The following is a 15,281-nucleotide window of genomic DNA, read 5'->3' on the forward strand; positions in this document are numbered from 1 at the left end:
CCTATGCTGGTGATTAAGCAACCTGGGCGTTGTTTCTGTCTATAAAGAAGATACGGATAGCTTTGGCTTTACCTAAAAATGAATATTATTACGATAAGTGGGGTTTTCTAGTGGTGCGTAAAACTCGCCTTTTTTCAGGTCTTTTGGCATTCAGCCTGATTTTGACCACAGGTTGTGGAGATAAACAGCCCCCTCCTTTGACGGATACTGGCAGCAGTCTGACTTCTGGTTTGTCGCCTCTTACTCCAGTGGGAGGAGACAGTGGTCTGACTCCGATTGGGGATACGGGTACGATACCTGTGGATCCTGGTTCCAGCAATTTTAACCCCAATGATAATTTTGATCCCAATGCCAATCCTGTGGCGGCTGACCCCGCGGCAACTGAGCCTGTGCCCGTCGATCCTGCTTCTGCAGAACCCGTGGCGGAACCTACCGCTGATCCTGCGGCCGAACCGACTGTTGAGCCTACTGCCGAACCGACCGCTGAAGCCACTACCGATCCTTTGGCAACCCCCACTCCCACGCCGGATCCTTTGGCGACCCCCACGCCGACCCCAGAACCCACCCCCACGCCGACGCCAGATCCTTTGGCCACTCCTACGCCTACCCCGACCCCTACCCCCACGCCGACTCCTACGCCTACCCCGACCCCTACCCCCACCCCGGATCCCTATGGCAATGTAGCTTTGGGCTTTCTCAATCTGGGCGCGCTCGATAAACCCGATGGGATTGACGTGAAGAATGGCCGGGTGTATGTCTCGCATTATAAAGCGGGGGGTACTTTTAGCAATTACAAACGCTATATCCGCGATTTCCAGTTGACAAATGGCACCTATACCGATGTGACGGTCATGGATACTTTCTCTGACCAGAAAAACAATGGCGCCCTGGTTTTACTCAGTGGGGTATCTGTCAATGGTGGCGTGATTTGGAGCGTAACCAATGTGCCCGACAGCAGCGGTTACAATTTGTATAAACACAATACTGCTGGCCAGCTGATGCAGCGCTATAAGGTCGCTCAAAACCAGACCAACAGCACAATTCTGAATGATGTGGCGGTGGATACCACCACGGGCTTGGTCTATCTGGCCTCTCCCACGACCTTCAGCATTATCAAATATGATGATGTGACACCCAGCAATACCCAATTGCTCTTCAGTGGCGCAACCAATATCAACCCTGTAGGCTTGGGCCTTGACAGCACAGGCAATGTCTATACCACCGATGCAGGTACGGGCAAGATCATTAAGTTCTCCAAAACCGATGGTTCTCGCCTGCTCGAATTTGATGGCAAGGGCAAGAACGGTTCGGGTGAACTTTTCTCTGCGATTGGGGATGTGGCTGTTGACCCCCGCAATGGCGATATTTACGTTGCTGCGGTAGCCGGTGGCAAGGTGAAAATTTTCCGCTATGACGCCTCTGGTAATTTCACCCGCAGTTTCAGCCATGCCGATCTGACCGCTCCTAAAAAACTTTCGATTGGCAATGACGGCGTGATTCATGTCGTTGATGGCAATAAAAAAGCGATTCTGGCTTTTGCAGCGGGTAGCACTCCCTGATGCAGTTTTTTCTCGAAGATCGTTTCGAGTTTGAGCCTTCAGCCTTTATTGCCCCCTCAGCCCTGGTGCTGGGGGCGGTTCGCCTGGGGCGCAACAGTTCAGTTTGGTTTCAATCGGTCTTAAGAGGCGATTGTGACCGGATTGAAATTGGCGCAGACTCCAATATTCAGGATGGCTGTATTCTGCATACCATGGAAGACTATCCCGTGATTATTGGCGAGCGCGTTAGTTTTGGCCATTGTGTAATGGCCCATGGCTGTACGATTGGCAATGATGTTTTGGTGGGGATACGCGCCACGATTCTCAATGGGGCACAAATTGGTGAGAATTGTGTGATTGCCGCTGGTGCTCTGGTGCCAGAGAATCGGGTGATTCCCCCCCATTCTCTGGTGATGGGATCACCGGCCCGGGTGGTACGCGCTGTGGATGAGCGTCTTGTGCAGATGATTCGGGAAACCGCTGAACACTATGTTTTTTACAGCCGAGCATACGCCCGCATTTTACCGCCCTGGAAACCCCTTGAAAAATGTCTTTGATCTGTCGTCATCTTTGGATTCAGGGATGGGTACAAGGGGTTTGGTTCCGCCACAATACCCATGTGCAGGCCCAGGCGCTGGGGGAGCTTGCTGGTTGGGTACGCAATTTGCCTGATGGTCGGGTGGAGGTGAAAGTGCAGGGCTTGCCCGAGAAAGTAGAGGCTTTGGTGGCCTGGTGTCATCAGGGCCCCCCCTTGGCGCGGGTAGAGAAGCTGGAGCAGATCGAAGAGCCCCTCGATCCCCACTTGTCGGCTTTTCACGTCAGAGCCTGATTCTCTCTGCATTGCAAAATAAAAGCCCACCTCAATGGTGGGCTTTGATCGTTTCTGTTACTTGATCAGCGGGCAAATCCAGGGCTGTTATAGCCATCGGAGAAGGCATACATAGCTGTTTTGCCACCTTCCCAAAGCAGAGCTCCCACGCCGCCGATAATTCCGCCTTTAATCGCACCAGGAATAGCGCCTACACCCGCAAACGCAGCACCTACACCGGCACCTACACCTGCGCCAGAGGCGGTGCCACCGGCAATCGCAAGCCCTGCGCCCCCCAGGCGTTCACCCCAAGAGGTGTAGAGTTCATGTTCTTCAATAAAGTTATCATCGTTTTCGTCGAATTTTTTCAGTTCCAGAGCATATTCGGGAACTGCACGGCCCAGTTCGGCCAGGTTGATCTTGCGGCCTGAAATGACGGCCACACCATTGTCGCCTTGAACCAGGATATCGACTTTGCCATTTTTGGAGGTGCGATCAGTGAAGGTATTGACCACATTGCTGACCTGGCTCAGTTCGGCTTTTGAACTGTTCTGGTATTTTTCCAGCTCGGCCATGGTCATATTGCCAACATCTTTGGGAGCTTGTTTCATACCGTATTTGGTGACCTGAAAGGTCTGCCCATTTTGCAGTTTACTGATATCTCCCATTGCGTTGAACCTCGCTGAAGTACTGATCTTATCTTCATTATAAGTTCCTCGGGGCAAGATCTTGCCCCGAGGAATATTAAGTTTGGCTAAAGTTCAGATTGTAGCTCAATAATATTGATTTTCCCTAATCCATCCTTTAATTTCTCTTAATTTTAGAGGCTGCGTTCCCAGAATGGCGGCTCTGAGCTTGTTGCGAAGCTCGCCAGTTCCTGCGCAATGGCTGCCAGCAAATCTGTGATCCGTTTATGCAGGGGCAGCAAGAGGTGTGGATCCAATTGGGTATTTTGCAGGGCCTGTAAGAGTTCCAGCAATTCCCGGCGCAACAAACGCTGCAATTGGGGCAGTTGATCGGCCACAGGGCTTTGGGCCAGTTCTTTGAGCAGGTTTTGACGCAGACCTGACAGGCTCTCGTCAGTGGGCATCTGTCCCTGTTCCAGGCTGTTCAGAATATCCTGACAGACCTGCAGCAGTTTTTCAATTTCAGCTTTGAGCTTTGCTGTCAGTTCGGGGGCTTTTGTCGGCTGAGCCTCCGCTGGCATTTCCTTGGGGTTGAAGAAGGCCTGAATTTTTTTCAAAGGCGAGGCCTTTTTATGGCGTGGCTGAGACACTGAGAATACTTTAGGTTCTGCTTCCATGGCCATCAGATCAAAGGCTTGATCTGCGGGGGCTGCTGCGGCTTCTGCCATAGGAGCCGCACTGCGCAGTATGCCGCCCATCGCAGCTTCGGGAGGCAAGGGGGCCATGGCTGGCATCGGCATCGGCGGAGCTGGGGGCAGCGCACCCGTAAAGCCCAGATTGGCTTCGCTCCAGCTTTCTGGCAATTCAACGGGTTGTACCACCTGCTTGCGTTGGCCCGTGGGATTGACGATTTCTTCCGCATCAATGGCGACCAGGGCCGTGAAGCGGGAGAGCACGCCGTGGCTGCAGGAGAGCTGAATCATGTTCTGGCGCAAGGCATCAGAGGGGTTATACTCGGCCCGGAACTGATCCTCAAGTTCACTCAGGCGGCGGCGGGCCCAGAGATGTCGGATGGCGTCGAGGGTCACCTCTTGCGACTCGACCTCTGCTTGATACACTGTGCCATCGGCATTTTGGGCTTTGATTCTGAGTTGTTGGGGCTGACCTTTAAAAAAGATTTGAATACTGCGTCCGCTGAAAACATCGGGCAAAGCTGTCGGCACCCGCTCTTGGAGTTCGCCTGCTTCGGTACTGAGTTCCAACTGGGTCAGCACGGGGTCGCCAATTTCCTGGGCGATGCCACGCAGGGCTGTGGTCAGCCCCTCGCCAGGAATTACAAAGTGGGCGGTTCCTCCCCCCAGGGCAGCCAGACGGTTGAGCAGTCCCGCATTGACGGCGGTATCGATGCCGACCGCAAAGACCCGGCAATCGCCCAACCCCTTTTGCAGGCGCTTGAGAACGGCAGATTCATCGCCAATCTGGCCATCGGTCAAGAGAACGACCACACGCTGGGCGAGACTTTCTTCCCGTTTTTGCAAAGCCTGAAGTGCGGCTTTCAGTGCCATCTCCAGCTCTGTGCCACCTCTTGCAGTCAGCGCTTGCAGAAAGCGCTGGCCTTCGTCCTGGCCGGCAGGATCTGCTGCCAGAAAGAGGGCCTGATTATCTTGCAACTTGGGGTGAAACCAATCCAGACGGTCATCGAAGGCCAGAATTGCATAGCGATCGCTGGGGCCCAGGGTTTCGAGCAGCAGACTGCAGGCTTGACTGGCCGAGGTCATTTTTAAACCTTCCATTGATCCTGAACGATCCACGACAAAGACCACTTCACGCGGCACGGGAGGCAGGTTTCGGGCTGGGGCTGTGACTTGCAGCAGTGAAAAACAGCCCTGTTCGGTCTGGGTTGTGAGCAGACTGGGTTTGAGCTGGGCTTCTGCCAGCCGCCAGCGCAAAATAAAATCACGGTTCAGGCGTTCGTTGGTTTTGGCGAGTTCGATGCGCAATCCCTGTGCTTTGAAGTGGGTTTGGGTGGCATGCTGACTGCAAACCAATTCAGAAATTTCCTCAGCCAGCAATTGCACTGAAAGGCTGAAATGGGTTTGGGGATCAAATCCCGGAGCCAGCAAGGGGGGGCTGATACGGGAGGCATCAGGGATCCTGTCACTATCCGTGGCTGTTCCTGCGCCGTGGGCTCCATTTTCAATCGCTTCGCCGGGCAGGTAGCGGGGAGCTGTCACCAGGGGCAGGCGCAGTTCACACAGGCCTTGCTCACTGAGCGGGAGCACCTGGGCATAGCGCAGTTCAATTTCCAGGCTTTCGCCGGGCATTAAATTGCCCAGGCTGAGGGTAAAAATTTCTTCTCTTTCCTGTTCCAGCAGACCGGCCCGACGCCCTTCTGAGAGCGCCTGTTGGTAGTTCTGACGGGCTTGCTGACGTTCTTGGGTTTCGGCAAGAATGACCCGCTCACCGGCTTTGAGGCGGAAGGAGCTGACAGCGGCTCCCCCCGGCAGGGGAAAGATATAGACGGCTTCCAGGGGCTGACTGAGGTTGTTTTCAAAGATCTGTTTGATCTGCACCTGGGCGATCTGGGCCCCGACCTGGGCTTCAATTTCAACGCCCGCCAGGGGCAAAACCCGTTTTTTTTCTTGCGCGATCACTTCTAAACTGCCAAAATGCAGGTTTTTTTCCTGGGTTTCAAAAAGGGGGATAGTCAGGCTCATGGCATCTCGTCTCCTTCTGCGGTTGAGGTTTTATCTGTGGCCAAGGTCTCCAGAATCTGTCGAATCTCTTCAAGCAGATGTTCTGGGTTTTGAGCGCGCCAATCGGCACTCAGTTTCAGGCTGAACCCTGGTTCTACAGGGATTTCGAGCCAGTTCAGAGCCTGAATTTTGCGTTGTGGGGTTTGTTTCAGGCTTTCGAGCAAATTTTGAATTTGGGCTTGATCCAGGCCAAAAATCTGGGCTTGAATCTGTGCCAGAGAATAACCCGCTGCCTGTAAGGCCTTGATCAGACTGGCCTGAAGCAGGTGTTTTTCCTGGTAACGGGCCTGGCGCTTTTCAATCAGCGGTGGATCGAGCAAGCCCAGGCTGGTGTAGTAGCGAAGCGTGCGACCGTCGGGGCGGGCCGCGATGCGGCGGTCATGAACCTGTCCCAGCAGATTGAGGCTGGCCAGTTTGGCCTCCACGGCTTCTGCAAGTTCTTCGAGGGTCCACGCATGCTTGTTCATGACAGTATAATATAAAATTACTGTAATACTGTCAAGTTGAGTTTTGGCTTTCAAAAGAGTAAAATGCTCACAGATCTTTACGCATCAGGAAAACATCATGTCAATTTTCCCTTTGTTTTTTCGCTCAGCCCTGAGCTTGGGCTTGCTCTTGGGGTCGATGGGGACTCTGGCTTCCGCTTCTTTGGCGCACAAGCCCCAGCCCTTGGTGATCGCCCACCGTGGGGCCTGTGGCCTGTTTCCAGAGCATACGCTGGCGGCCTACCGTGAAGCGATTCAGGAAGGTGCAGATTTTATCGAACCCGATGTGGTATCAACGAAAGACGGTGTTTTGGTTGTGCGTCATGAAAACAATCTGGTGGATACCACCGATGTCGCCGTCAAATTCCCCAAGCGCAAGCGCACGAAAACCATCGATGGCCAGGCTGTCACGGGCTGGTTCAGTGAAGATTTTACCCTCAAAGAACTGAAAACCCTATGGGCGAAACAACGTTTCGATTTTCGCCCCCAGCAGGAAAATGGCAAATACGAAATTCCGACCCTTGAAGAGGTTTTGCAGTTGCTGAAAAATCACCAGCTGAAAACCGGGATGCGGATTGGGGTTTACCCTGAAACCAAGCATCCCAGTTATTTTAAAAAGCTGGGCCTGCCGCTTGAAGATCGTCTCTTGGGCCTGCTCAAACGTTATGGTTATGAAACAGCTTCTGACCCCGTTTTTATTCAATCCTTTGAAGTTGAAAATCTTCAGCAATTGAATCAAAAGACCTCGATTCGGCTGATTCAATTGGTGGAGTCTGAAGGTCAACCTGCGGATTTTGGCCTGCGCAAAGACAAACGCACTTACAGCGATTTACTCAGCCCCGAAGGTTTGCGATTTGTTTCAAGCTATGCCAATGGCCTGGGCCCTCCCAAACAAATTTTGGTCAAGCCCCAGGGGGATCGTTTGGTCAGTACTGGCTTGCTTGAGCTGGCCCACCGTCATGGGCTGGCTGTTCATCCCTGGACTTTTCGCAATGAGAGCCAGTTTTTAGCGCCCCAGTTCAAACAGGACCCAGCTGCCGAATATGCTTTTTATTATCAATTGGGTGTAGATGGCGTTTTCAGCGAGTTTCCTGACTTGGCACGAAAGGGTCTGAAACAGGAGCAGCCTTAAAAGAAGCGGGCTGAAAACCTGCCGGTTTGGGGCCTCAAAATAGGGTAAACTGAATAGCAATGGCAGATTTCAACCTTTTTTCTGACGATGAGCAGGATTCGACTCAGCTGCTGGAGAGCACTCCAGCCCCTGATCCGCTGGTGCAATTGAGTTCGCTTGAAGAACTTGAAAAAACCTTTATTTTTCAATCCGATGAAACGGCTTGTCTGGATCAGGACGATGAAGCCTATGCTTATGCTACCCAGAGCCGTCAGCGCTACGATATGGTCGTGATGGTCGGCGAAGGGGCCATGGGCCAGGTTTTTCTGGCACGGGATGTGGATTTGCTGCGCAAGGTGGCGTATAAAAAACTTCACGACAAGGTTGCTGTCGATCGGGGCGTGCTTTCGCGGTTTTTAAAAGAAGTTCAAATCACCGCCCAGTTGGAACACCCCAATGTGGTGCCGGTCTATACCCTTGAAAAAACCGAGGACCAAAGCCTGGCCTATGCCATGAAACTGGTCATGGGCAAGACCCTCAAAGAGCTTTTACAGGAAGCCCGCCAGGCCTATGATCAGGGCCAACTCCCCGATGAGGAATGTGCTGCGACCACGTTGCTTGAACATTTTCTCAAAGTTTTGGATGCCTTGGCCTATGCCCATAACAAGGGCGTGATTCATCGCGATTTAAAGCCTGCCAATATTATGATTGGCCGTTACCGTGAGGTCTATGTCATGGATTGGGGCATTGCCAGAGTCTTTGGGGTGCCCGATGAGACCGTTTCTGAAAGCGAATCAGAGCTGGTTTCTGTGGCCAGTCTGAATGAGCAGGAAGACGATCTGGAGCAGACCCGTGCAGGCCAGATTCTGGGCACCCCCCGTTATCTCTCACCGGAACAGGCCACGGGTCGGAATGAAAAGCTGGACGGGCGCAGTGACCAGTTTACCTTGGGTTTGATTCTGTTTGAGCTGGTGACCCTGAAGCCTGCCTATACGGGTAAGAATATAACCGATCTGCTCAAGCGGGTGTTGAAAGCTGAGAAAGAGCCCTTTGTGCATTATCAGCCCAAACAGCGCATTCCCCGCGAATTACAGGCGATTATCAATAAGGCCACGGCCCGCAAGGCCGATCAACGCTATCCTTCGCTGCGGGAAATGTCTGAAGATTTGCGCCGCTATTTGCAGGGGAAATCTGTGCTGGCCCAGCCGGACACACAGATTCAGGCCACAGCCCGATGGTTTCAGCACCATCCCTTTTTATCCGCGGGTCTGATTCTTGTTCTGTTGCTCAGTGGGGCCAGTTCTGCGACCTGGAGTATGGTGCAGCAGCAGCGCAGCATGCTCCAGCTGCAGAAACGTGAGCATATTTTAAGTCAGTTTCAGACGGCTGTTTCGGCCCAGTCGCAAAGTTTGAACAATAGTTTTATGCGCTACGAGATTTTGTTGCGGGGCCTTTCGGCAGCAGCTGAAACCCTGTTGCAAAGGGGAGAACCTCAAGCTGGTCCGCTCTATACCGAAGATCGCTTTGCCACACCGGGGTTGGCCCCCCCTGATTTTCGCTATGCGCCCCATTATGGCAAGCTGATCAGTTTAGAACAGCCCGTTTTCAGGCGCGCACCCGGTGTATCTGAAAGCGCCGTCGAACCTGTGGCCAGAAGGCTTTTGCCCTTGGGGGCTTATTTTCAAAAAATGTTTCTCTCCAGCCTGGGGCAGACCCAAGTCCAAGACCGTGGGGCGGCTTTGCAAAAAATTGCCGAAAAAGGCGGCCCTTTGATCTGGAGTTATGTCGGCTTGGAACAGGGCTTGCACATGGCCTACCCTGGCAAGGCGGGTTATCCGGTTTCCTATGATCCCCGCCAAAGACCCTGGTATCAGCTCTCGGCACATAAACAGGGCCTGCATTGGGGCAACCCCTATGTCGATGTACAGGGCCAGGGCCTGCTGCTGCCCTGTAGCACGGCACTCTATGATCGCCAGGGCCATTTTCTGGGCGTGGCAGGGGTGGAGCTGACCTTTCAGTATTTGGTCGATCATCTTTTGCATTTGCCGGATTATCAGGTGATTCAGACCTATCTGCTCGATGACCAGGGCCGAATTATGGTGCGTTCCAGTGATCGCAAGCGCAAATATGGCCTGCGTTTTGGCGAAGATAGCCTGGGGCAGGCTTTGGACCTGCCGCTTTTTCCGCAATCCCAGGTGGTTGAAAAAATCAAAGCCAAGGGATCGGGTCAGCTCAGCTATCTGGAAGATGGCCGCCGTATTTTATTGGCTTATTATCGTCTCGATGCTCTCAATTGGTATTATGCCGTGGCTGTCGATGAGGATGATTTGCTGGGGCTGCGTTAGGGCTTTTATTGGTTTTAAATTAGCTTCTGTATTTTTATGTATGCTAAACTTGCGTTATGAGTAAATCACGCATTCATTGGGATCACTATTTCAGTCAATGGCTGGCACATGCTTTGCCCCGTCATGATTTGGTGGTTGAAGAAAAACCCCAGTTCAGCCAGTTGCCTTTAGAAGCAGATATTCTGATCATTGCGGCATCACAGGCAAAGTCTGCTTGGCAAAATCACCCCCTCTGGCGTTATCTTAGTCCCTATACGGTAATTGAATTTAAATCTGTCTCAGATCCCTTTCGGGGTCATGATTTAGAAACGCTTTCAGCCTATGTTGCTTTGACCCATCGTCAGCATCAATTGGGATTGCAAACCCAGGTCGGGGGCTGGCTGATTGTTTCACATCTGAACAAGGCCTTGCGCCAACGTCTGCAAAACTATGGGCTTGTTCTGCAAAATATTTTTCCTGGTTTCTGGCAGGCTGAAACGACTTTTTTCCCCTTGGCTGTGGTGGAGTACGATCAATTGCCCAATATGCCTGATTATTTTGAGCTCAAAACCTTTATGCGTGGGGGAAAAGACTTGCAAGAGACGCTGCGCATGGGTTTGCAGCAATTAGAGGGTAGTAATTTGCAGAACGAATACCTTACAATAATCTCAGCGATACATAAACAGGAGGCCGAGGCTGTGATTCAACTCTTGGAAAGCGAAAAAGAGAACGTGGCCTGGGTGGTTGAGCAACTCCTGGAAAGATCTCCTGATCTGGGTGAAAAGATTCCCTTTATTCAGGCTCAGAAATCTTCAGGTTGGTTGAACGGCAAACAGGAAGGTCGGCGAGAAGGTTTACGTGAGACGGCCCGTCAGATGTTGAAAAAGGGTTTTGAACTGAATTTGGTTGCTGAGCTTACAGGTTTGTCTCTGGATCAGATTGAGCAACTCAAGACTGAAACTTTGGAGTCTTAACGGGATTCTCTTGGTCTTTTGCAAATTCAGGGCTGAGTGAGGCCGAGATAGCTGGGCTCTAAGGCCAGAGAGTGGGGGTCGCAGGTGGCGTGGGGGATTCGGGCCGCCGTCTCCGCACATCGTGTGCGTCAACGCTATCTACGCGTTGCTCCGCTGTCCTTGGTTCTACGGCTCCTGTGTCGCCAAGAACCAAGGCAATTTCCAGGCCCCTGAACTTTACTATAGTCTTTTTTCCTACATAATGGTCAGTAATCTTGAATATAGAAAGTATCAGTATAGTCTTGATATATTTTCTCAAATAAATCTCCTAACTTTAATAAGTTCCTCTTTTGTTGTTCGTCTGCGATCACCTTCTGTTTCTATGAAATAAACAAAATGTTTTGTTTCGTGTAGATACTCTGGATTTGAACTTGGTACTTGATTAACTTTAAAAAGAGGCTTAATTTGCAGATGATAACGATAATAATCACTTAACCAGCTATAATCAACAACTTTTGCATAATATATGAATGAGTTAATGTTAATTTTTGTTTTTATGCCGTCATAACCTTCTAAATCTTTTGTGTTCCCGTATTTATTTTCTGGGTTTTCACTTATAAAGTCGGAAACTAGTCCTGAAGTCACCTTATAATAAGCAGGATCGAGCAGCTCTAAACTTAATTTTGCAGGGATTAAAAGTTGAGTTTGAAAAGGCTCAATTTTAACAATAGGTGACGCAAATTCATAACCAGGGGGAATTATATGAGCTGACCAATACATATTAGGAGGAACTTCCATAATACCTTTAAATGGAGCTTCTTTTAATTGAGATATCTTAATAGTTGTAGTTTGCTTCAATGCCCCCGCAGGCAACTCCAGCTTGGCGACCCCCGGCAGTTCCACAGTCCCGCCTTCAGGCCCAACCCGGTTAATCCCTGGCGGGAAAGGGGCTTCGCCGCGCTGCTTTTGCCAGATCATCTGAAATTCTTTGATCTGATTGGCTTTAAAGCGCAGCACAAAAGCCTGCCCATCAGGGCTGTACCAATCACTCGGCACGGGCAGAGGGCGCAGGCCCAGTTTGAACCACTGTTTGGCCCGCTCGTCATCATGGTGCTTGCGCTCTTTGCTCAGGGTGTCTTTGACATAATAAAGCTCATCGCTGACCTCTAAAGAGCTGTTGTTTTTGGCTTCTTCGAGGTGAATCCAGGTTTTGAGCGTGGCGGCAGGCATTTGGAGCTTGGCTTCGCCATCACGGGCATCTCTGTCGGTGATTTCAAAGTGTGGGCCTGCTTCAAGCACCAGTTTAAACTCACCGGTTTCAGGAATGCGAATCTGTCGCTTACCCTTGGCTTCTTTGCTTTTCAGTTCAACGACCCAGGCTTTATGGTCTTCGTGGTCATCGTCACGGTGCGATTCTGGGCTGGGTGTGGCTTTGGGTTCTTTGTTCTTTTCGCTGGCGGTGGTGAAATCGCCATTCTCGGCTTGAAAGGCTTGCAGCAGGGCACTGACCTCATCCAGTTCGGGAGGCTCTGGGGCAGCGAGGGATGTGGTTTTGACCATGCTGGGGAAGGTGACTTTTTCAGGCGGTTTTGGGCTGTTATCAGCAGCGGTCATGACTGGGGCTTGCAAATCTTGCCTGGGAGGCTGTGTGGGAATCAAATTCAAGGTCATCATCAGGCCGGTGAGCAGGAACTTCATCCGAGCAATCCTCCTTCTTTCAGAAAAATGCATTCAGCGCAGATAGGGGCTTACCCGAGAGGTGAGAATTTTGATCAGAGCGGGATCCATATAACGGTAGCGGTCAGCAATATCGAGACAGATTAGTTTTTTGTCTTTTAAAAGGTTTTTATATTTTGACATGACTTTGTTCCGCTGATTTTTTTCCATGACAAAGAGTATATCTGCCCACTCAATCAGATCGCCACTGAGGGGTGTTTCAGCATCTCGGTTGATTCCACAGCTAAGCGCCTGCTGGCCGGGGTATGCAGAGAAAAGGGCCTGGGCTGTGGGGCTTCTGAGTTTGTTTTTGCCACAGATGAATAAGAGATTCATTTTTTCAGGGCTGTATCCGGTTCGTTTTGTTTTTGATCTTAGCATGCCCATGTGCTCTTTTTCTTCCCCTCGCTTTTCTGTATTCAGGTCTGAAATTGCTTCAGCCCCCTGAGGCCAGAGGCTGGGGTATAATGAAACCACTCTTCAAAATTCGGGCAAAGCGCCTGATTATCAGAAACAGAAACTGGGAGATTGACCCCTTATGAAAGAAATTGTCATTCTGCAGGGTGCCCGCACCCCTTTTGGTCGTTTTGGCGGTGGCCTCAAAGATGTTCCCGCAATTCAACTGGGCGTAACAGCCGTTAAAGAAGCCTTGCTGCGTAGCCAGGTAGAAGCCGCCCAGGTTGATCATATCGTGATGGGCAATGTCGTCCAGTCAGGCCCTGACCCGATCTATCTGGCCCGCCATGTGGGCATTTACAGTGGCATGCCAATTGAAAGCCCAGCCTTGACCGTGAACCGTCTCTGCGGTTCGGGTCTGGAAGCTGTGGTGCAGGCCGCGCATCTGATTCAGATGGATGAAGCCGAAATCGTGGTCTCAGGTGGCACTGAGAATATGAGCCAGATTCCCTATGTGATGCCCCAAGCCCGTTGGGGGTATCGCATGGGCAACAGCCAGGTACTGGACCTGATGACCACTTCGCTGATCGATGGCTATACTGGTCAGGGCATGGCGATTACCGCTGAAAATCTGGCTGAAAAATATGAGATCAGCCGTGAAGCTCAAGACCAATTCTCTGTGCGCAGTCAGCAATTGGCGGGTCAGGCACAGCAATCAGGACGTCTGGCGAAAGAGATCGTGCCTGTGGCGCTCAATGATAAAAAACAAACCGTGATTGAGCACGATGAACACATGCGGCCTGAAACCACGCTTGAACAGCTGGCCAAGCTCAAACCTGCCTTCAAGGCAGGGGGCTCAGTCACTGCTGGCAATGCCAGCGGCATCAATGATGGGGCGGCTGCCGTGATTGTGACCAGCGCAGACAAAGCCGCTCAAATGGGGGTTAAACCCCTGGCCCGGATTAAATCCTGGGCCAGTGCCGGGGTTCCCCCTGAAATCATGGGCTTTGGCCCCGTGCCCGCTTCGCGCAAGGCCTTGGAAAGAGCCGGTCTGACAATTGACCAGATGGATATTGTTGAGATCAATGAAGCCTTTGCGGCTCAGTACTTGGCGGTAGAAAAAGCACTGGAACTGAACCGTGACAAGGTCAATGTCAATGGCGGGGCGATTGCGATTGGGCATCCGCTGGGGGCTTCTGGCGCCCGTGTTCTGCTCTCTGCCATGCTGGAACTGCAGGCCCGCCAGCAGCGCTATGCGCTGGTCAGCCTGTGTATCGGCGGCGGACAGGGCATTGCCATGGTCATCGAGAACGCGGCGCTTTAAAGACCTGATGCAGCATGGATGACGCTGAAGATCTTTACGCTTTACTGCAGGTTCACGCCAAAGCCAGTCCTGAAGTGATCAAGAAGGCTTATTATACCCTGATGCAGAAAAACCATCCGGATCGGGGCGGGGATCTGCAGTTGGCGCAGCGTATCAACCATGCCTATGATATTCTCAATGATCCTGAGCGCCGCAAGCGCTATGACCTGTGGCGGGCTAAAATTCAACGCCAGCGGGAAATGGTCAAACAGGAACACGCGCAACAGGCCCGCAAAGCCAAAGAAAAAGCCCAGGAGCAGGCTGCTCTCAAGGCTGAACAGGCCGAGCTGAAAAAACTCGAGGGCAGTTTTCAAACCCCGGCCCTGTGGGGGCAGCATCTGGTCATGGCCGATGAACGTGGCCACCGTGTTTTGATCATGAACCTCAAGGGGGAAGTGGTTTGGAAATATGGCAAGCAGGTCGGGCAAAGTTTGAAAAAACCCCGATTGGCCCATTTTTCCAAAGAAGGCAAAATTCTGGTGGCTGACTGTGGTCAGCAGCAGGTACTCAAGCTCAATCTGAAAAAACAGACGGTCTGGAGCTATACCTATCAAAACCAGTCGGTGCAGATGCGGGCCCAGGCCCAACCTGCTTTTGTGGATGGCACTGAAAACGGAGGCATTTTAGTGACAGACACAGGCAACCGGATGGTTTTTGAAGTCACCCCGGATCACCAGATTGCCTGGCAGTTTAATGGGCAATTGGCCTTTAATCTGAAGCTTTCGCATTTATTAATCAAGCCTGAACTGTTTATGCCCGTTTCTGCCTTTGAGGTGGAGCCGGGTCTTTATTTGATCGCCGATCAGGGCAATGGCCGGATTTTACTGCTCAATCGCAAGGGCAAATTGGTCTGGATCTACCCCGAAAAGAAAAATGAAAGCCTGCGTGCTGTCAATTTTGCATATCGCCTGAAAAGCGGTAATATTTGGATAACGTCGGATAAACTGATCGAGGTGAATACCAAGGGCGAAGTGGTCTGGGAATACAGTAAACTCAATGACTCGGATATTAAACAGGCGTATCCGCTGACGGAGAGTCGCTTCCTTGTTGATTTTTCACATCTGGTGAAACGGGGAATCAACCAAGAAATGATGATGCTGGATCACGCGGGCAAGATACTGTTTCGCCACTATTATTCCCAACACCGCTTTATCTGAGAGAGAACGGGCTACCGATCGCCAGTCACGGGCATTTCCCGGCTGCCA

14 protein-coding genes are annotated in these 15,281 nt (G+C 51.6%); 8 read left to right on the forward strand and 6 right to left on the reverse strand.

Annotated features, from left to right (window positions below):
• The first annotated feature begins 62 nt into the window (after window positions 1-62).
• From COW20_23865 to COW20_23875, 3 genes are read left to right on the forward strand one after another with little or no spacing between them, the layout of a single operon-like run.
• Window positions 63-1,559 carry a hypothetical protein gene (locus tag COW20_23865; protein ID PIW44680.1) on the forward strand — a complete coding sequence of 499 codons (1,497 nt, stop codon included), beginning with the start codon at window positions 63-65 and terminating at the stop codon, window positions 1,557-1,559.
• Entirely contained in the window at window positions 1,559-2,095 is a 537-nt protein-coding gene (locus COW20_23870; protein ID PIW44681.1) for a gamma carbonic anhydrase family protein, read from the forward strand. Before COW20_23865 ends, COW20_23870 begins: the two co-directional genes overlap by 1 nt.
• The gene (locus COW20_23875) at window positions 2,086-2,367 is read left to right on the forward strand and encodes an acylphosphatase (protein PIW44682.1); all 282 of its coding nucleotides are present in this window, start codon (window positions 2,086-2,088) and stop codon (window positions 2,365-2,367) included. The genes COW20_23870 and COW20_23875 overlap by 10 nt, the downstream gene beginning before the upstream one ends.
• 65 nt (window positions 2,368-2,432) lie before the next feature.
• On the opposite strand, the gene COW20_23880 is transcribed toward COW20_23875, so the two are convergent.
• From COW20_23880 to COW20_23890, 3 genes are all read right to left on the reverse strand, one after another.
• Window positions 2,433-3,014 carry a hypothetical protein gene (locus tag COW20_23880; protein ID PIW44683.1) on the reverse strand — a complete coding sequence of 194 codons (582 nt, stop codon included), beginning with the start codon at window positions 3,012-3,014 and terminating at the stop codon, window positions 2,433-2,435.
• A 152-nt stretch (window positions 3,015-3,166) separates the two neighbouring features.
• Window positions 3,167-5,689 (reverse strand): hypothetical protein, encoded by a 2,523-nt coding sequence (locus COW20_23885; protein PIW44684.1) that lies wholly within the window; start codon window positions 5,687-5,689, stop codon window positions 3,167-3,169.
• Window positions 5,686-6,249, reverse strand: a complete 564-nt coding sequence (locus COW20_23890) for a hypothetical protein (protein PIW44685.1) — start codon at window positions 6,247-6,249, stop codon at window positions 5,686-5,688. Before COW20_23890 ends, COW20_23885 begins: the two co-directional genes overlap by 4 nt.
• Window positions 6,250-6,352: 103 nt before the next feature.
• Here COW20_23890 and COW20_23895 point away from each other — a divergent pair, with 103 nt between their 5' ends.
• The 3 genes from COW20_23895 to COW20_23905 are packed head-to-tail and all read left to right on the forward strand — an operon-like array spanning window position 6,353 to window position 10,622.
• The gene (locus tag COW20_23895; GenBank protein PIW44706.1) at window positions 6,353-7,345 is read left to right on the forward strand and encodes a glycerophosphodiester phosphodiesterase; all 993 of its coding nucleotides are present in this window, start codon (window positions 6,353-6,355) and stop codon (window positions 7,343-7,345) included.
• Between the two features lie 59 nt (window positions 7,346-7,404).
• A complete protein-coding gene (locus COW20_23900) occupies window positions 7,405-9,669 on the forward strand; it encodes a hypothetical protein (protein ID PIW44686.1) in 2,265 nt (754 codons plus the stop codon).
• A 56-nt stretch (window positions 9,670-9,725) separates the two neighbouring features.
• Entirely contained in the window at window positions 9,726-10,622 is an 897-nt protein-coding gene (locus tag COW20_23905) for a hypothetical protein (protein PIW44687.1), read from the forward strand.
• Window positions 10,623-10,680: 58 nt separating this feature from the next.
• Here COW20_23905 and COW20_23910 read toward each other — a convergent pair whose 3' ends face one another.
• From COW20_23910 to COW20_23920, 3 genes are read right to left on the reverse strand one after another with little or no spacing between them, the layout of a single operon-like run.
• On the reverse strand, window positions 10,681-10,920 hold the full coding sequence (locus tag COW20_23910) for a hypothetical protein (protein PIW44688.1): 240 nt from the start codon (window positions 10,918-10,920) through the stop codon (window positions 10,681-10,683).
• Entirely contained in the window at window positions 10,917-12,299 is a 1,383-nt protein-coding gene (locus COW20_23915; protein PIW44689.1) for a hypothetical protein, read from the reverse strand. Before COW20_23915 ends, COW20_23910 begins: the two co-directional genes overlap by 4 nt.
• A 33-nt stretch (window positions 12,300-12,332) precedes the next feature.
• Window positions 12,333-12,653 carry a phosphotyrosine protein phosphatase gene (locus COW20_23920; protein PIW44707.1) on the reverse strand — a complete coding sequence of 107 codons (321 nt, stop codon included), beginning with the start codon at window positions 12,651-12,653 and terminating at the stop codon, window positions 12,333-12,335.
• 202 nt (window positions 12,654-12,855) lie between these two features.
• Between COW20_23920 and COW20_23925 the strand changes: the two genes are divergently transcribed.
• Window positions 12,856-14,037, forward strand: a complete 1,182-nt coding sequence (locus tag COW20_23925; protein PIW44690.1) for an acetyl-CoA C-acyltransferase — start codon at window positions 12,856-12,858, stop codon at window positions 14,035-14,037.
• A gap of 14 nt (window positions 14,038-14,051) precedes the next feature.
• Window positions 14,052-15,233 carry a hypothetical protein gene (locus COW20_23930; protein PIW44691.1) on the forward strand — a complete coding sequence of 394 codons (1,182 nt, stop codon included), beginning with the start codon at window positions 14,052-14,054 and terminating at the stop codon, window positions 15,231-15,233.
• Window positions 15,234-15,281: the final 48 nt, after the last annotated feature.

It is taken from the genome of bacterium (Candidatus Blackallbacteria) CG13_big_fil_rev_8_21_14_2_50_49_14 (assembly GCA_002783405.1).
GTDB lineage: Bacteria > Cyanobacteriota > Sericytochromatia > UBA7694 > UBA7694.